Here is an 18,130-nt window from a genome sequence, read left to right as displayed (position 1 = left end):
CCCTAGAACTGAAGGCCAGCTTCGCGAGCTGCTTCTGCTAATGCTTTAACGCGACCATGATAAAGGAAACCAGAGCGATCAAAAGCTATCTTAGAGATACCTTTTGCCACAGCACGTTCAGCTATTGCTTTACCTACTGCAGTTGCTGCTGCAACATTACCTGTGTTTTCAATTTGTGCACTAACTTCTTTGTCTAAAGTTGACGCAGATGCGATTACTTCAGAACCAGTTGGCGCGATCAATTGAGCGTAAATGTGACGAGGAGTACGGAATATAACTAAACGATTCGCACCCAACTCGCTAATTTTTGCACGTGCGCGTTTAGCGCGGCGCAAACGAGATGTTTTCTTATCCATAGTATTACCCTACTTCTTCTTAGCTTCTTTACGACGAACGTGTTCATCAGAATAACGTACACCTTTACCTTTATAAGGCTCTGGTTTACGGTATGCACGAATGTTCGCTGCGGTTTGACCAACTAAATGCTTATCACAACCTTTCAGTATGATTTCAGTTTGGCTAGGAGTTTCAACAGTAATTCCTTCAGGAATTGCGTGGCTGATTGGGTGTGAAAAACCTAATGATAAATCTACAGATTTACCAGCAGCTTTTGCACGGTAACCAACACCCTGTAAAACTAATTTCTTTTCAAAACCTTTACTAACACCTTCAACCATATTATTGATTAAAGCGCGAGCAGTACCGGCTTGAGCCCATGCAGTTCTTTCTTCACATGCAATATTAATTTTGATTTCGCTTTCTTCTTGAGAAACCGTAACAAAATTATGAATTGTACGTGATAATTCACCTACTGGACCTTTAACTGTAATGTCTTGACCTGATAACGTAATGGTAACGCCAGCAGGAACAACGACAGGTGCTTTTGCAACACGAGACATATTATTCTCCTTACTCTACGAAACCAAGAACTTCACCGCCAATACCCGCAGAGCGAGCAGCACGATCCGTCATCAAACCTTTAGAAGTCGAAATTATCGCAATACCCATTCCGGCAAGAACTTTAGGAAGTTCATTACAGTTTTTGTATACGCGAAGACCAGGACGTGAAACACGTTTGATCACTTCAATTACTTCTTTACCTTCAAAATATTTCAATGTTACAGCTAATTCTGGTTTAACATCACCAGTAACTGAAAACTCTGAAATGTAACCTTCTTCTTTAAGTAATGTTGCAATAGCAACTTTTACTTTTGAAGATGGCATTTGTACTGCAACTTTTGCTGCAGATTGACCGTTGCGGATGCGTGTAAACATGTCCGCGATAGGATCAGTCATCATAACCATTTACTCCCGTGAATTACCAACTAGCTTTCTTAAGACCTGGAACTTCACCACGCATCATAGTTTCGCGTAATTTAATACGGCTTAAACCAAATTTGCGTAAGTAACCATGTGGACGCCCAGTAACATTACAACGATTACGTTGACGGCTACTTGATGAATCACGAGGTAAACTTTGAAGTTTCAATACAGCATCCCAGCGCTCTTCTTCAGAAGAATCAACACCAGAGATGATTGCTTTTAACGCAGCACGCTTTTCAGCGTATTGTGCTACTAACTTAGTTCTTTTGTCTTCACGAGCTTTCATTGACGTTTTAGCCATAACTCTACACCTTCTTCTTGAACGGGAAGTTGAAGGCAGACAATAGAGCATGTCCTTCTTCGTTATCTTTCGCGCTAGTAGTAATAGTGATATCTAATCCGCGAATTTTATCAATTTTATCATAATTGATTTCAGGGAAGATGATTTGCTCACGAACGCCCATGCTGTAATTACCACGACCATCAAATGACTTAGGATTTAAGCCACGGAAGTCACGGATACGAGGAATAGAAATAGAGATTAAACGCTCTAAAAATTCCCACATACGCTCGCCGCGTAGAGTTACTTTTGTGCCTATAGGATAGCCTTCACGAATTTTGAAGCCCGCAACTGATTTGCGTGCTACTGTCGTGACCGGCTTTTGACCTGAGATTGCAGTAAGATCATTCGTGGCGTGTTCTAGCACTTTCTTATCAGAAATTGCTTCGCCAACACCCATGTTAAGGGTGATCTTTTCAATCCGAGGGACTTGCATGACACTTTTATAACCAAATTGCTTTTGCAACTCAGCTACAACTGTATCTTTATATAAATCATGCAGTTTCGCCATCGTTTACTCCAATTAAATTAATTCGTTATCAGATTTAAAGAAACGTACTTTTTTACCGTCTTCAAATCTAAAACCAACGCGGTCAGCCTTGCCCGATTTCGGGTTAAGGATAGCTACGTTAGATACTTGTAAAGGTGCTTCTTTCTCAATAATTCCACCAGGCTGCTGTAACTGTGGTACAGGCTTAGTGTGTTTTTTGATTAAGTTTACGCCTTCTACGAATACTTTGCCGCTTTCAACAAGAACTTTAGTAACTTTACCAGTTTTGCCCTTGTCTTTACCTGCAAGTATAACTACTTCATCATCACGACGAATCTTAGATGCCATTATCGTGACTCCTTATAGTACTTCTGGTGCTAATGATACGATCTTCATAAATTTTTCATTACGAAGTTCACGTGTCACAGGCCCAAAAATACGAGTACCAATTGGTTGTAAGCTTGCATTAAGCATTACAGCCGCGTTTTCATCGAAACGGATAGCAGAACCATCTGTACGACGAACACCTTTCTTAGTGCGCACCACTACCGCAGTGTGAACATCACCTTTTTTTACTTTACCGCGAGGACTTGCTTCCTTTACGGCAACTTTGATGATATCACCAATGCGTGCATAGCGACGGTGCGAGCCACCAAGAACCTTTATACATTGAACACGCTTAGCGCCACTGTTATCAGCAACATTAAGCTGTGATTGCATTTGGATCATTGATTTTTGCTCCGCTGTTATCTTTTAACCACTTACTTCCCAAGATATAGAAAAATAAATATAAATCATTAAGATAAATTAAAATTCAAGGCCAGAAATTTGACCCGTCACTGCCTAAAAAGACTTCCCAAATACATTAAGCTACTGACAAAAGTCAAACACTCAAAGTTAATGGGCGCGAGATTATACCACCGCTTATTGCAAAGTGATAGTTTAATTAACTAAAAAATGAACAATATTAATATGAAGGACTTTTATCTCTATATAGGTTATTAAATAGAGAATTATAATCATTAAGCAGTAATAGTTATTGACGAACACTAACAAAACTTGCTAATAATGCTTGCGCAAAAAAGAAGTACTATATAACACTTTAAGTTCGACGCTTTTCATTAAGTTAAATTCAAACTTTTTTAGATAAACAACATATTGATAAATAAGGTTAATAATTTTATTTTCGCTTTTATTAATCGAAAACATTGATTTTCATCACATGTGATACAATATAGACCTGATATTTTAAGTCTATATTAAATAAGTTACATCATTGATATTGGCAATTACAACCAAGAATAAATGTTAAATGGTGTTAGAGCCAAACAGCCTTGGTATTTGTAGTATTAGGAGATTCAGCATGCCAACAGGTAAAAATAAAGCATTAGGTATTTTAGCATTAGCAGGCGTAGAGCCTTACCAGGAAAAAGCTAATGAAGAATACATGGGTGAGCCCCAAAAAGTACATTTTAAAAAGATTTTAGATGCGTGGCGTGTACAATTACGTGAAGAAGTAGACCGTACCGTAACTCATATGCAAGATGAAGCAGCGAACTTCCCTGATCCGGTTGATAGAGCAGCACAAGAAGAAGAGTTTAGCTTAGAATTGCGTACCCGAGATCGTGAACGTAAACTCATTAAGAAAATTGAGAAAACGTTGCAGTTAATAGAAGAAGATGAGTTTGGCTTCTGTAAATCTTGTGGTATTGATATCGGTATTCGCCGTTTAGAAGCAAGACCTACTGCTGATCTTTGCATTGAATGTAAAACATTAGCAGAAATAAAAGAACGTCAAATGGCTGGCTAAGCCATTCGTTTTGCAAGTTTTACAGAAAAAACCTCAAGATATAAAACGACCATCGTTATCATCGCAAGATAGTTATCGTGGTCGTTTTGCTCCCTCACCTTCTGGTTTACTACACTTCGGCTCATTGATCGCAGCATTAGCTAGTTTTTTAGATGCTAAAGCAACCATTGATGCAAACGGTAACCAAGGCAAATGGTTAGTTCGAATAGAAGACATTGATCCTCCACGTGAAAAAGTTGGCGCTAGTACCGCTATTTTAACAACACTAGAAGCATTTGGCTTACATTGGGATGAAGATGTTCTATATCAAAGCCAACAAACTGCGCGATATAAACACACTTTAAATGAATTAAAACGACAGCAGCTAAGTTATTACTGTCAATGCACACGGAACGAAATTAAAAAGCTTGGTGGTATTTATCAAGGGCATTGTCGTACTCAAAAAAATTCAAAGGAAGAAAGTGCGACTCGCCTTATTAATCAATATGGTCTGTATCAATTTAATGATATTTTCCAAGGTCATATATGTTGCGATAAAAAATTAGCTGAAGAAGACTTCATTATACACCGAAAAGATAAGCTATTTGCTTATCAACTTGCTGTTGTTCATGATGATATTTATCAAAATATAAGTCATGTTATTCGTGGCTGTGACTTACTTGAACCAACAGCCAGACAACTAACCTTGTACGCAACACTCAATAAAAAAGCGCCTCAGTACGGTCATATTCCGCTAGCGGTTACTAAGCCAGGCTTTAAACTGAGCAAACAAAATAAAGCGACAGCGATTGATAATAACAATCCTCAACCTGCATTAATTTCCGCCCTTCTCTTTTTAGGACAAAACCCTGACCGCTATTTAGTTCACGAGAAGGTTCCCGACATTATCAATTGGGCAATTAAACACTGGGATAGAGAAAAAGTAGCTAAGGTCAAAGAAATAAACATTGAGCTTAACTAAAATGACAAGTAATTATCACCCGATAAAACTAATATTTACCTTAATAAAAATATGGACTCATATATGAATTTTGATTTTTCTGACTTTAGCGCTAACCAACGCTACCACTTAATGACACAAACCATTATTCCTCGCCCTATCGCTTGGGCTTTAACTGATTCAGGTAATGGTTCATTTAATCTAGCGCCATTCTCTTACTTTACTGCAGTATCTAGTGCGCCTCCTATTTTAATGCTATCAGTAGGAAAGAAACCTAACGGTGATGATAAGGATACCTTAGCTAACATTATTAAAAATGAAAAAGTGGTTATTCACATTGCTTCTGAGCAACACGCTAGTTTAGTTACGCAAACAGCACAAACATTAGCACATGGTGAATCAGAGCTTACTGATGCGGGAATAGAAACTACCGAATTCGCTAATTTTTCACTACCAAGAATTGCACAATGCGACATTGCTTATGGTTGTGAGTTATATGAAATAAAACCATTAGGTGATGTACCGCAAAGCTTAATTTTCGTTGAAGTTAAACAAGTTTATATTAATGATAAAGTCGTTGATATTGATGAAAAGCAACGCATTAAAGTACATGCCGATAGAATCCAGCCGTTAGCGCGCCTTGGTGGTGCCGAATACGCTACTATTAATAATCCCTTTGAGATTAGTAGACCCAAATAATACTATTGTAGTAATTGATATAGTGATAATAAATATCTAAGTACTACCTTGTTATTGTCTATGCATTTAGCATTAATATTATTGCTTAAGATAGCATTGAGGTGATAGTGAAAGCAGCTGTAAATAAAAAACAGCTGCTTTTTCATTCTCTTTGTTACAAGTTTGTTATATCATTGCACTTATCTAACAAGATAATTTTTCATATACTTCCTACTCTTAATAAAAGGTTTGCGATTATCAAACGCGTCATTAATTTATGTAAAAAAGTTTTTACTAAAAACACCAGTAAAAAAGCTATCGTTAAAAATCACGTAACAACACTTGAACAACCCATTGTACTTACACGTGATCAACACCCAGTATCTCGCCAATTAATCAGCCCAAATGCGCTTAAAGTATTATATCGGCTAAACAAAGGTGGCTTTGATGCTTACCTTGTTGGTGGCGGCGTTCGAGATATTTTATTGGGACTAAAACCTAAAGACTTTGATATTGCAACAAATGCAACGCCCGACGAAATTAAAGGCTTATTTAGAAATTGCCGTTTAATAGGTCGTAGATTTCGTTTAGCACATATAGTTTTTGGTCGAGAAATCATTGAGGTCGCTACCTTTCGAGGGCACCACGACAGCGAAGTTCAAAAAGGAAAAGACAGTACCAAAACATCAAAACAAAGCGACGATGGCATGCTATTGCGTGACAATATATACGGTACTATTGATGAAGATGCTGAACGTAGAGATTTCACCATCAACGCCCTTTACTACTCATCTAAAGACTTTAAAGTCTTAGATTTTGCTAATGGCGTAAAAGATGTAAAAGACAAGGTAATTCGTTTAATTGGCGACCCGGAAACTCGTTACAGAGAAGACCCTGTTCGCATGCTACGTGCTATACGTTTTGCTACTAAGCTTGATATGACAATAGCAAAAGAAACTCAACAACCCATAACAGAATTAGCACCGTTAATGGCAAATATTCCTGCGGCTAGAATGTTTGAAGAGTTTTTAAAAATGTTTATATCTGGCAAAGCTGTTGCTAACTATAAGCAGTTACGTAAATATCAATTATTTGGCTTTTTCTTCCCTGCGGTTAATCTAGCATTAGATAATCCCTCAGAAGGTAATAGTGAACAACTAGAGCGCTTCATTATTCAAGCAATGACAAATACAGACAATCGTATTAATAATGAACAACGTGTAACACCGGCATTTTTATTTGCTGCTATGCTTTGGTATTCATTACAAAACTATATTCGTCAAATTAATGCTAACAGCCAATTGTCGCCTCAAGATGCATTTTTTGCAGCTTTAAGTGAAATTATGCCAGAGCAACAGCAAAGCATCGCTATTCCTAAACGTTTTCAAAGTGTTATGAAAGACATCTGGATTTTACAAGAAAAGCTAGAACGTCGAGAAGGCAAAAAAGCATTTAAAACCTTTGAGCACCCTAAGTTTAGAGCAGGATACGACTTTCTATTATTACGTGCTGAAGTTGAAACAAACAATACTCAACTAGCTGAGTTATCAAAATGGTGGACGGACTTTCAAAATGTTAGCCACGAGGCTCAGGAACAAATGGTTAAAGGTGTCAAAACCTCACCAGGAGCCAAACGACGTACACCAAGAAAACGACGTAAACCCACTAGCCCAGCTGCTGTTGAATAATAACGCTAATGACGACTCCATCAACTATTGCATACATTGGTTTAGGTAGTAATTTATCTGAGCCAATTGAACAAGTTAAAAATGCAATTAAAGCGATAGAAAATATAACACGAAGCACTGTTATTTCGGTTTCATCTTTATATCTTAGCAAGCCTATGGGCCCTCAAGATCAAGATGACTATATCAATGCAGTGCTGTGCCTTGAAACGTCGCTATCAGCTATTGAATTATTAGACGCTTTACAAACTATTGAAAATGAATTTGGCAGAGTCCGTAAAGAAAACCGCTGGGGTGCTCGTATTCTAGACCTAGATATCATATTATTTGGCAATCAAGTTATCAATTCTGAACGATTAATCATACCTCACTACGGTATGACTGAACGTGAATTTGTTTTAATACCATTAGCTGAAATTTCCCCTTTGTTACAGCTACCTAATGGCCAAAAAATCACATTTCTTAGCCAAAAAATTTCTGCCAACTCAATGATAAAACTAAGCTAACACAAGCTGGTCATTGCAGTTAAAAAAAATTTGTGCGAAAGTAGCGCGATTGAGTAAAGACTCAGCTTAACTAACAACCCCAACCAATTAACTCAACAAATGAATTGAGAACTATATGGCTAAAATAACCACATCTACCTTGTTAAAGATGAAACAACAAGGCGAAAAAATTTCAACTATAACCGCTTATGATGCAAGTTTTGCTCAGCTTTTCGATCAAGCTGGAATTCACGCTATATTAATTGGCGATTCATTAGGCATGGTACTTCAAGGCCGAGATGATACTCTGCCTGTCACTATTGACCACATGGTTTACCATACTGAATGTGTAAAGCGAGGTGTTGAAGATACACTCATTATTGGTGATATGCCTTTTATGACCTACGCCACCACAGAGCAAGCGTTAACGAATGCAACAAAGTTAATGCAAGCTGGTGCTAGTATGGTAAAAATGGAAGGTGGCACTTGGTTAGCCAGTACTATAAAAGCTTTAGTAGAACGTGGTATTCCCGTTTGTGCTCATTTAGGCTTAACACCACAATCAGTCAATGTTTTTGGCGGTTTTAAAGTACAAGGCCGTAGTGAAGAACACGCAAAAGTAATGATTGAAGATGCTCAAGCATTAGAAGCCGCCGGAGCACAACTATTAGTATTAGAATGCATCCCTGCACCTCTGGGTAAAGCCATTTCGGAAGCTGTTTCAATTCCAACTATTGGTATTGGTGCTGGTAAAGATACCGATGGACAAATATTAGTAATGCATGATGCCTTAGGTATTTCTTGTAGTTACATGCCTAAGTTCTCTCGAAACTTCATTAAAGAAACAGGTGATATTAAAAAAGCAATTGAGCTTTATATCAGCGAAGTATCTGAAGGGAATTTTCCAGGTAAAGAACATATTTTTAAATAACTAGTCGATATAGACAGGTATCAAAGAGAAAGAATTATAATAAAGACATTAGCGTAATTCAAAATTTCCATACTGATATTTAAGAGAATACCATGAACACAGTTGAAAATATTAAAGATCTACGAGAACAAGTAAAAACGTGGCGTATGCAAGGTTTAACTATAGCATTCGTACCTACAATGGGTAATTTACATGACGGTCACCTAGCATTAGTTAAAGCAGCTCACCGACATGCAGACAAAGTTATTGTCAGTATTTTTGTCAACCCAATGCAGTTTGGTTTAAGCGAAGATATTGATAATTACCCTAAAACGCTAGCCCAGGATAAAGAAAGCCTACTTAAAGTCAATACTGACTTACTATTTACACCAACGGCAGACATTATCTATCCAAAAGGGTTTGGTGAAAATAGCTATGTAGAAGTGCCTAATATTTCAAACTTGCATTGCGGTGCTAGCCGTCCTGGGCATTTCCGAGGTGTAGCCACTGTTGTTTGTAAACTGTTTAATTTAGTTCAACCTGATGTTGCTTGTTTTGGCTCTAAGGATTATCAACAACTACAAGTGATTCAAACGATGGTTGAAGATTTATCTATGCCTGTCGAGATTATTCCTGTTGAAATCATCCGTGAACAGTCAGGTTTAGCAATGAGCTCGCGCAATGGTTACTTAACACCAAAAGAGCTAGCAATAGCACCGACATTATACAAAACTTTATTGTGGTTAAGTGACGAGTTACGAGCTAGTCATCAAGCTAGAGACTATGCAGTATTGGTAATGCAAGCAAGTGAAAAGCTTGATAAAGCAGGCTTAAAAACTGACTATATTAATTTATGTCATGCACAAACATTAGCACCAGCATCACCAAATGATAAAGATATTGTTATATTAGCTGCTGCCTATTTAGGTAAAGCGAGACTGATCGATAACTTACCAGTTAAGCTATCATAAAAAATAACGTTATTTACTTTAATAAGACAACCGATATCAGCCCCAAAATATCAATCAAGGTATTCGTTGTCTTTTACTAAACCAAATAATTTAGGTAGTAAAACTTCACTTTCTTGAGCTAATTTACATTGCTCTGCAAGAATATCACGTAAATTACTTTTTCTTGTTAATGGGTTAGCTAAGACAACGCGAAAAACAATTACTTTTTCGCCGCCATAACGTGCAACTTGAATTCGAGTTCGAGAGACGAAAGAGTGACCATCTTCACGTTGACGTTTTTGAATAAACTGTGTCAACTCCCCTATAATAGCATTAATATCCCTCTGTTTAGTATCATCAACTTGAGACAGCAAAACTTGTACTGATTTAGGTACATAACGATAAGTTAATAAACATAACTCTGGTTTTGTAATCAATTCAAAGTCATCATGCTGATGAATAATCTCAGCAAAATACTCCGCTTTTTCAATAGCCTGATTAATCAACATTTCATAACCCGGTCGGCTAATAATATGTAAACTTGAATAAACAAGCATTGCCATTCCGGCACGAGAGCCCTCTAACGTATGACTACCTAAGTCTTTTGACCCTTTTCGCAAGATATACTCAGCATGATGTTCAATTTCTTCAACAGAAGAAGGATCTTTAAATAACACCATCCCTACTCCCATCGGTACATACATCTGCTTATGTGCATCAATCGTAACTGAATCTGCATGTTCAATACCAGCAAGGATATGCCTATGCTTGTTTGATAATAGCGTAGCGCCTCCCCATGCTGCATCTACATGAAAATAACATGCATATTTTTTAGCTATTTCAGCCATTTTATTTAGAGGATCTACGTTGCCAGTTTCAGTTGTTCCCGCAATACCAACGATGGCTAATACTTTAATATTCAGCTTTTGCAGTTCTTCGCATTTCTCCGCTAGCTTTTGACAATCTATTTTATTATTTTCATCAGTTTCGATGGCAATAACACTATCTTGTCCAATACCCAGTATATCTGCTGATTTTTTCAAAGAGTAATGACCACGCTCTGAAACAAGAATAACTAAACCTTGATAGCCATAATGCTGTAGGCCTGCAAATAAGCCTGAACGAGTAATTCCTTTAAAACTACCATCAGCCTTAAGCAACTTATTACGAGCTACCCAAAGCCCTGTAATATTAGCGACAGTGCCACCAGAGCAAAAAGCACCTAATGAATGTTCAGCACTGTGCATCCAGGCCTTATAAAAACCTTCATCCTCTTTGTACACTAAATTATGCATCATACCGACGACTTGTCGCTCTAACGGCGTAAAGGCTTTAGATGTTTCTACTTTAACTAAATTCTGATTAAGACCAACCATTAATTTAGATAAAGGTAAAATGAAAGAAGGCAAAGCTGAAGTCATATGACCGATAAAAGTAGGGCTAGCAGTATGAACTGATTGTGACACTAACTTATCTAATAAATGATGCATGTGATCAGAAACAAATTCAGGCTGCTCAGGAATAAGCGGACACACGAAATCTTGCTCAATATCTGATAAAGCATTTTTACTCGCCACTATATGGCTATTCAAAAAGCCTAGTAGGTTTTGAGATATTTCTTGCTCAATACGCCCTAAAGTAGAGTCGGGTTTTTCCGCAAGGGTAAAAATCCGATGTAAGGCAGCAGGTGTAGCTTGGGCAGTACGCTTAGGCGTAATCATACGGGTACATTCAAAAGTATAGATATTTAAGTGGTGAACTTTAATAAAAAAATGGCTAAATGTCTTCTTTTTTTAAGAATAATCCACACCAGCAATAACTATTACAGCGTTAATTTATCAATGTACCCACATAAATTAATCCAACCTGTATAAACATTACTAGCATCGTTATTATCATTAATATTTTATTCTTCATCGCTTTCATCACAATCCCCTTGAATACTCTAATATTTATAAGAGTATTCAATTGTCGCGCCAAAAAACAACCACTTGATTTTAAAGAAATAATTTAAAAAATCATTATGAGGAATATAAAAATAATAGTGAAATAAACCATAAAGTAGTTAATTTAAAACTTAACGTGTAAAAGACAATTGCCAGCAAACTTGTCCACTTGCTTGGTATTTGGCTTCAAATGGAGTCAATGGTTGCTCATCTCTGGCTAAATCAGCAAGATGACCAGTTAAATTCACATGCTTAGCCGCTTGTTGGAACTCTTCTAAATATAATCGCCAATTACTGCGTAAAATAATTTCCTCACCGAGACTAATCAAGGTTGGAAATACCGCACTGCCATGCCAACGACGTTGTAAATGCTTTGATTTAGGCCAGGGGTTTGGGTACAAAATATAATGTTTAGTAATCGGCCAATTAGCCGCTTCAACCAAACGATAAAAATCATTTAAATCGGCTCGAACTAAGTAAAAGTTATCTGCTTGATAACCATTTTCAACATCAAAGCCTTCAACATTACGTTCAATACGGCTCGATGATTTATCGACGCCAACCACTAAAGTATCGGGGTTCAATGACGCCAATAAGCGTGTACTTTGTCCGACACCACAGCAAGAATCAAGAATCACTTTTCCATCAGGTTTATCTGCAAGAAAAGCTTGAACTCGTTCATTAATGTCATCAAAAGCCTTTTGAGTATGAACTTGATAAGGCTTTTGAAAAGGATGCGTTAAATGCCTTTGCACCACTTCATCTAGCTTTTCATGTATACCGCTTTGGTTAGTGGTAATGATCTTAGAATCACCTGAGGCCTCATCTAAATTTGTACGTGTAATTTTATTCATGTTAATAACTATTACTCTGTTAACTTCTTAAGCCTATACCTTTATTAATTAATATCATCGCGACACTAAATAAAGTAACAATAAAAAATACAATAACCACAAAGGCAGTACCTATATTTACATCTGTAATGCCTAAAAATCCATATCGAAAAGCATTAACCATATAAACAATTGGGTTAACCTGAGATACACCTTGCCAAAATTCAGGCAGTAAACTAATTGAATAAAACACACCACCAAGGTATGTCAATGGCGTCAAAATAAAGGTTGGAATAATAGATATATCATCAAACGTTCTAGCAAAAATAGCATTAATTAAGCCACCTAAAGCAAAGGTTGCCGATGTTAAAGTAACCGTTGCAATAATCACCCACACATTGTGAATTTGTATATCAACAAATAATAATGATACTAAGGTAACAATTAAGCCAACTAAAATTCCACGAGCCATACCACCACCAACATATCCGGCAACAATAACCCAATTAGGTACAGGCGCTACTAACATTTCCTCAACATTACGTTGCCATTTTGCACTAAAGAAAGAAGATGCAACATTAGAATATGAATTAGTAATAACACTCATCATAATCAAACCAGGTACAATAAATGACATATAATCAACGCCACCCATATCACCTATACGAGATCCAATAAGGGAACCAAAAATAACAAAATAAAGGCTGATAGTAATGGCTGGTGGTACCAAGGTTTGTATCCAAATGCGCATGAAACGCTGGGTTTCTTTGTTCAAAATGCTTTTTAAGGCAATAGAGTTATTCATATTATTTAGCCTCTTTCTTGGTGCCATTATTCGTAATTAAGTTTACAAATAAAGCTTCTAATCGATTACTCTTATTGCGCATGCTCAATACTTCTACATTCTGAGCTGATAGTTGCTCAAAAACCGAATTTAAACTTTGTGTTTTCTGTAAATCAATTTCTAACGTATTTTCATCAATCCTGCGAGAGCTAATTCCTTTGAGTGTAATCTCACTTTGAAAGGGTAATAAATCTAACACAAAGGTTTCACCATCTAATTGTGCTAACAAGCTTTTCATACTTGTATTCTCAACAATTTTTCCGCCATCAATAATAGCAATATTACGGCATAAGCTTTCAGCTTCTTCCAAATAATGTGTCGTTAGAATAATAGTGATGCCCTGTGCATTTAACTTTTGTAAGAAATCCCACATACCTCGACGAATTTCGATATCAACGCCAGCGGTTGGCTCATCTAAAATCAGCATTTGTGGCTCATGCATTAAGGCACGAACAATCATTAATCGTCGTTTCATACCGCCGGATAACTCACGTCCAGCAGAGTTGCGCTTATCCCATAACTCTAATTGCTTTAAATATTTTTCAGCGCGAACTAAAGCTGTTTTTTTATCAACACCATAATAACCAGCTTGATTAACTAAAATATTAATAAGTGGTTCAAACTGATTAAAATTGAACTCTTGCGGTACTAAGCCAATAAATGATTTTGCTTTTTCTAAATCGGTATCAATATCATAACCATATACTTTTACTTGGCCTTGAGTTTTATTAACCAAAGAAGTGATCACACCTATTGTAGTAGATTTTCCTGCGCCATTAGGGCCAAGTAATGCAAAAAAGTCACCCTGTTTAACCGTTAAATCAATTCCTTTTAACGCTTGAAAACCGCCTTTATAGGTTTTTACAAGGGAGCTTATTTGCAAAGCATTAGTTTCTACTGCATTGGTCATGGTAATACCTTAAGGATTAATGATGAAACGTAAATAGATAAAGACACTAAATATGGTGCTAATAATCGTAATTTCAACCGTGGTATAAATCTATTAGAAAATAAAAAATCAATGCTATAATAATATTCATTATTTTCATACATCCTTCTGATGTGACTCATGACTAACAAAGCCTTATCTATTCGCGAAAAAACCATTTTTGACGGTATATTTACTAAATACTTTTTAAAATCTTTATTTAAATTGTGGTTTAAGTTAGCCGGCTGGAAAGTATGTAAAGTAGCCCCCGAAGGTGCAGGGGTCGCAATAGCAGCACCACACACCTCAAACTGGGATTTTGTCTACGCACTTGGCGCCGCTATATTACAAGATGTAAAAATCTATTTTTCGATAAAAGACAGTCTATGTAAAACACCTATTTTAGGTACCTGGCTAATGTGGTTAGGTGCTATGCCAATAAATAGAACATCACAAGGACAGGGTCAAGTTGATCAAATAAAAGCCTTTATTGATTCTCAAAAAGGAAATCGAGTATTCTTCCTTTTCACTCCAGAAGGTACACGTAGTGCGGTAACAAAATGGAAGACTGGCTTTTATCATGTTGCTCAAGGTTGCGATTTACCTATTTTTCTCGCCAAAGTAGATTATCAAAGTAAAGAAACCGGTGTTTTTCATACTTTTCAATTAACCGGTAATAAAGATGATGATATTCAAGCAATACAAGCATCCTATAAAAGTATCCATGGAAAGTTCATTGAAGATCAATATCCGCCATACAGTGGACAACTCCCTTTAATTTCTGAATCTGAAATTGCTATTATCCAAGCCCTATATTCACTTAAAGGTGTAGCAACTAAAATGGAAATTAATACCAAGGCTAAGTTAACTGAACTTTCTAATACTATGCTCGCCTTATTGATAGAAAAAGGATTATTAGAAAAGCACCCTGTTGATGCAAAAAACAATGAAAGCACTTACCAGCTAACTTTTGCTGGTAAGGGATATTTTTTACACTTAACACCCAACATGCACAATCAATGAAGATGAAATTTCAACAAATATCAACCGAAAACTCTTCTCGTCTTATTTACGGTTGCATGCGCATTGCCGGAGACAACTCAGCTAATGATCGAGCGAAAGGTAAATTAGCTATTCATACCGCTATTGATAACAGCTATAACCACTTTGACCATGCCGATATTTACGGTAATGGTGAATGCGAAAGTTTATTTGGAGAATTACTAAAAGAGTCGCCAAATTTACGTAACAATATGATCATTACTTCAAAGGCTGGCATTCGACGAAGTCCCCAACGTTATGACTTTTCGCAAGACTACCTTGTGCATAGTGTTGAAAATTCATTAAAACGACTGAACACTGATTATTTAGATCTCTTTTTACTACATCGTCCTGATTATTTATTCAATGCTCAAGATGTAGCTGAAACGTTTATGCAATTAAAGGCTAGTGGCAAAGTAAAACACTTTGGCGTTAGTAATTTCACACCTTCCCAAGTTTCATTATTACAATCAGCTTTAGATGAGCCATTATTGGTGAATCAAATAGAAATTAACATTCATAATATTAGTAGTTTATCTGACGGTACTTTAGATCAATGCCAACAATTAGGTATAACGCCTATTGCATGGTGTCCTCTTGGTGGTGTTGCTTATCCCGCATGGGAGAATACATTTTCGCCTGCTGATGAACAACGTATCGAAGCAGAACTATCACAACAAGCTTTAAAATATAACTGTCAACCATGGCAACTAGTTTTAGCTTGGTTATTAAAACACCCTGCTAATATTTGCCCTATTGTTGGCTCAACTACCCCTGAACGTATTATAGCAGCGCAAAAATCACTTGAATTAAAGTACAGCCATATAGACTGGTATCGTTTACTTGAAACAAGAAATGGTCAAGCACTTCCTTAAAAAGATGAATAGTTAACAATAAAGTTATTTAATTGATCCAATTAATAAATTTTGCGGCACTTTTCTTTTAGCTTAACGTGAAAATACGTTATTATTCTGCTAATACCATGCAGATGAATTACTGCCCTATTATATTTTAAGGAATATTTGTGTTTAACAGCCAGCTTGCCGAAACGACTGAAAAAGTCACTGCGACACTCGACCCAACAAATTTATTAAAAGACGAAATAAATCAAGTTGCGAATATTTACAACATTATTATTGAGTTTTTCACCAATTACAGCTTCCAGCTGATTGGCGCACTAATTGTTTTTATTATTGGCTATATCCTCGCGGGTAAAATATCTAAATGGGTATTGAAGCTATGTCTTAAAAACAAATTAGATATAACCCTAAGCCAATTCTTATCTAACACCTCAAAAATGGTGATTGTGGTGATGATTACCATTGTCGCCCTAAGTAAGCTAGGTATTAGTGTGACTCCATTTATAGCTGCTATTGGTGCCATTTCGTTAGGTGCTGGTTTAGCTTTACAAGGCTTGCTAGCTAACTACGCAGCTGGCTTTAATATTATTATTATTAGACCTTTTGTTGTCGGCGATACTATAACAGTTCACGGCGTTACAGGTGTCGTTGAAGAAGTACTATTAGCTTATACAGTATTGAAAAATGAAGACGATGTTACTATTACAGTACCAAACAAACATATTGTCGGCGAAATATTACACAATTCAAAAAATGACTCGTTACTTGAACTAAAGGTAGGTATTTCTTATGACCATAACCCTTTAGAAGTAGCTGAGTTACTGAAAAAAACCATTATGTCACTTGATATTATTGGCGATAGCAATAAGCTACAAGTCGGCATTGATGAATTTTCTGACAGCGCTATTACATTGGGTATTCGTTTATGGACACCAACCATAAACCTGTATGACTCAAAATATAAAGCTTATGCGAGTATTTACTCTGCATTAGACGACGCTAATATCAACATTCCATTCCCACAACGCGATGTTCATATTCATCAAGTTGAGTCAAAGTAACTAACTAAATAATAACTGATTCAGAGCAAGACAGATATAATATAAAAAAAGCCGATAATCTATAGCAAGATTATCGGCTTTTTATTTTAAAATAGTAGACTAAAAAAGATTAACAAAGCTTATAAAAAGTTTAAGCCTTGTTTCAATATTCCTGCAGCACTAGCATAACCGTTACTATCTAAATAACTAGTAACTGTGCTGATCATAAGCGGAAGGCTTTCTTTTGGAATACCTAAACTTTCAAAAGCTGAATCTAAATAATTCGCACTTTGTGCAGCTTTAGACGCTTCACTATCACCTAATAGCGAAGTAATAGCAGATGTAGAAAATGATGGTGCTAAGTCGATATAGCTACTCATATCGGGTATAGCAGTACTTAACTCTGAAAAGTTTTCTGTTGTTAAGTTATCTTGTGCAACTTTAAAAATAGATGCTAAACCACCACTAACCATTGTTTCAGACATACCAAGCTCAGTTGCGGCATAGCTTGTTAGCGCATTTTTTGCCATATCTGTTGCTGAATTACTTTCTGATAACTTACTTGTTAACGAATCAGGTAATTTAATAGCTGAAGCAGGTAAGGCTAAGCTACTTAGTGCTACAGATAATAAAATGATACTTGCTTTCATAATTAAAAATTCCTTGGGTAAACTTATATAATATAGTTTTGCTAGATTAACATACTGTTAACCTAAGTTAACAGTAATAATACATTTGATACATGCTATAAAATAACACAATCACCCCTATTATCTCTATGGATATAACAAAGAAAACTTCCAAGCATGGATACAACTTTTATATGGAACATTACACGCTAATACCAATAAAATTAGGCATAGTCACGCAAACAATAACATAGTATTCTCATTTATTAGACACATTAAAGTTCCCAAAATGTCTTATAGTTTCCCCTGTACTAAGCTCAGTAATATAGCTCTTTATAGGAAATAAATTTAATAAATAGGTATTATTAGATAAGCATTGAAAAACACTAGTGGTAATT

22 protein-coding genes are annotated in these 18,130 nt (G+C 36.3%); 10 read left to right on the top strand and 12 right to left on the bottom strand.

The genetic code is table 11. The features are described 5' to 3' along the window. Positions 1–2: 2 nt before the first annotated feature. The 7 genes from rplR to rplN are packed head-to-tail and all read right to left on the bottom strand — an operon-like array spanning position 3 to position 2,882. Positions 3–356: a 50S ribosomal protein L18 gene (gene rplR / locus GQS55_RS02625; RefSeq protein ID WP_159817707.1), complete on the bottom strand. Its 354-nt coding sequence runs from the start codon at positions 354–356 to the stop codon at positions 3–5. A 9-nt stretch (positions 357–365) separates the two neighbouring features. Beyond that, positions 366–899, bottom strand: coding sequence for a 50S ribosomal protein L6 (rplF, locus tag GQS55_RS02620; RefSeq protein WP_159817705.1), 534 nt, complete (start codon positions 897–899; stop codon positions 366–368). 10 nt (positions 900–909) lie between these two features. Further along, complete coding sequence (gene rpsH, locus GQS55_RS02615; protein WP_442872170.1) at positions 910–1,299, bottom strand: 30S ribosomal protein S8; 390 nt, start codon at positions 1,297–1,299, stop codon at positions 910–912. Between the two features lie 19 nt (positions 1,300–1,318). Continuing rightward, positions 1,319–1,624, bottom strand: coding sequence for a 30S ribosomal protein S14 (gene rpsN, locus GQS55_RS02610; protein ID WP_159817701.1), 306 nt, complete (start codon positions 1,622–1,624; stop codon positions 1,319–1,321). A 4-nt stretch (positions 1,625–1,628) separates the two neighbouring features. Further along, positions 1,629–2,174 (bottom strand): 50S ribosomal protein L5, encoded by a 546-nt coding sequence (rplE, locus tag GQS55_RS02605; RefSeq protein WP_159817699.1) that lies wholly within the window; start codon positions 2,172–2,174, stop codon positions 1,629–1,631. Positions 2,175–2,186: 12 nt separating this feature from the next. Continuing rightward, positions 2,187–2,501 (bottom strand): 50S ribosomal protein L24, encoded by a 315-nt coding sequence (gene rplX / locus GQS55_RS02600; protein WP_159817697.1) that lies wholly within the window; start codon positions 2,499–2,501, stop codon positions 2,187–2,189. Between the two features lie 12 nt (positions 2,502–2,513). Continuing rightward, on the bottom strand, positions 2,514–2,882 hold the full coding sequence (gene rplN, locus GQS55_RS02595; protein WP_159817695.1) for a 50S ribosomal protein L14: 369 nt from the start codon (positions 2,880–2,882) through the stop codon (positions 2,514–2,516). Between the two features lie 634 nt (positions 2,883–3,516). Here rplN and dksA point away from each other — a divergent pair. The 7 genes from dksA to panC all read left to right on the top strand — a co-directional run bounded on the left by dksA (position 3,517) and on the right by panC (position 9,632). Beyond that, positions 3,517–3,963: an RNA polymerase-binding protein DksA gene (gene dksA / locus GQS55_RS02590; protein ID WP_159817693.1), complete on the top strand. Its 447-nt coding sequence runs from the start codon at positions 3,517–3,519 to the stop codon at positions 3,961–3,963. A gap of 10 nt (positions 3,964–3,973) precedes the next feature. Next, complete coding sequence (gene gluQRS / locus GQS55_RS02585; RefSeq protein ID WP_442872169.1) at positions 3,974–4,924, top strand: tRNA glutamyl-Q(34) synthetase GluQRS; 951 nt, start codon at positions 3,974–3,976, stop codon at positions 4,922–4,924. A gap of 63 nt (positions 4,925–4,987) precedes the next feature. Next, positions 4,988–5,602, top strand: coding sequence for a flavin reductase family protein (locus GQS55_RS02580; protein WP_159817691.1), 615 nt, complete (start codon positions 4,988–4,990; stop codon positions 5,600–5,602). Between the two features lie 203 nt (positions 5,603–5,805). Next, positions 5,806–7,269, top strand: a complete 1,464-nt coding sequence (pcnB, locus tag GQS55_RS02575; protein WP_442872186.1) for a polynucleotide adenylyltransferase PcnB — start codon at positions 5,806–5,808, stop codon at positions 7,267–7,269. Positions 7,270–7,277: 8 nt separating this feature from the next. After that, entirely contained in the window at positions 7,278–7,772 is a 495-nt protein-coding gene (folK, locus tag GQS55_RS02570; protein ID WP_159817689.1) for a 2-amino-4-hydroxy-6-hydroxymethyldihydropteridine diphosphokinase, read from the top strand. A 115-nt stretch (positions 7,773–7,887) separates the two neighbouring features. Next, positions 7,888–8,682 carry a 3-methyl-2-oxobutanoate hydroxymethyltransferase gene (panB, locus tag GQS55_RS02565; RefSeq protein ID WP_159817687.1) on the top strand — a complete coding sequence of 265 codons (795 nt, stop codon included), beginning with the start codon at positions 7,888–7,890 and terminating at the stop codon, positions 8,680–8,682. 92 nt (positions 8,683–8,774) lie between these two features. Beyond that, entirely contained in the window at positions 8,775–9,632 is an 858-nt protein-coding gene (panC, locus tag GQS55_RS02560) for a pantoate--beta-alanine ligase (protein ID WP_159817685.1), read from the top strand. A gap of 50 nt (positions 9,633–9,682) precedes the next feature. Here panC and panP read toward each other — a convergent pair whose 3' ends face one another. The 4 genes from panP to GQS55_RS02540 all read right to left on the bottom strand — a co-directional run bounded on the left by panP (position 9,683) and on the right by GQS55_RS02540 (position 14,144). Continuing rightward, on the bottom strand, positions 9,683–11,332 hold the full coding sequence (panP, locus tag GQS55_RS02555; protein WP_159817683.1) for a pyridoxal-dependent aspartate 1-decarboxylase PanP: 1,650 nt from the start codon (positions 11,330–11,332) through the stop codon (positions 9,683–9,685). Positions 11,333–11,688: 356 nt separating this feature from the next. Next, positions 11,689–12,411 (bottom strand): tRNA (guanine(46)-N(7))-methyltransferase TrmB, encoded by a 723-nt coding sequence (gene trmB, locus GQS55_RS02550; RefSeq protein ID WP_159817681.1) that lies wholly within the window; start codon positions 12,409–12,411, stop codon positions 11,689–11,691. 19 nt (positions 12,412–12,430) lie between these two features. Next, on the bottom strand, positions 12,431–13,195 hold the full coding sequence (locus GQS55_RS02545) for an ABC transporter permease (RefSeq protein WP_159817679.1): 765 nt from the start codon (positions 13,193–13,195) through the stop codon (positions 12,431–12,433). A 1-nt stretch (position 13,196) separates the two neighbouring features. Next, complete coding sequence (locus GQS55_RS02540; protein ID WP_159817677.1) at positions 13,197–14,144, bottom strand: ABC transporter ATP-binding protein; 948 nt, start codon at positions 14,142–14,144, stop codon at positions 13,197–13,199. A 159-nt stretch (positions 14,145–14,303) separates the two neighbouring features. On the opposite strand from GQS55_RS02540, the gene GQS55_RS02535 reads away from it, so the two are divergent. From GQS55_RS02535 to GQS55_RS02525, 3 genes are all read left to right on the top strand, one after another. Beyond that, a complete protein-coding gene (locus tag GQS55_RS02535) occupies positions 14,304–15,185 on the top strand; it encodes a 1-acyl-sn-glycerol-3-phosphate acyltransferase (RefSeq protein WP_159817675.1) in 882 nt (293 codons plus the stop codon). Beyond that, on the top strand, positions 15,182–16,078 hold the full coding sequence (locus tag GQS55_RS02530; protein WP_159817673.1) for an aldo/keto reductase: 897 nt from the start codon (positions 15,182–15,184) through the stop codon (positions 16,076–16,078). Before GQS55_RS02535 ends, GQS55_RS02530 begins: the two co-directional genes overlap by 4 nt. Positions 16,079–16,227: 149 nt before the next feature. Next, complete coding sequence (locus GQS55_RS02525) at positions 16,228–17,124, top strand: mechanosensitive ion channel family protein (protein ID WP_159817671.1); 897 nt, start codon at positions 16,228–16,230, stop codon at positions 17,122–17,124. Positions 17,125–17,243: 119 nt separating this feature from the next. Here GQS55_RS02525 and GQS55_RS02520 read toward each other — a convergent pair whose 3' ends face one another. Further along, positions 17,244–17,753 (bottom strand): DUF2780 domain-containing protein, encoded by a 510-nt coding sequence (locus GQS55_RS02520; RefSeq protein WP_159817669.1) that lies wholly within the window; start codon positions 17,751–17,753, stop codon positions 17,244–17,246. Positions 17,754–18,130 lie beyond the last annotated feature (377 nt).

It is taken from the genome of Colwellia sp. 20A7 (assembly GCF_009832865.1).
Classification (GTDB): domain Bacteria; phylum Pseudomonadota; class Gammaproteobacteria; order Enterobacterales; family Alteromonadaceae; genus Colwellia.
Note: the sequence above shows the minus strand (reverse complement) of the source record. Positions and strands in the feature narration are given on the sequence as shown.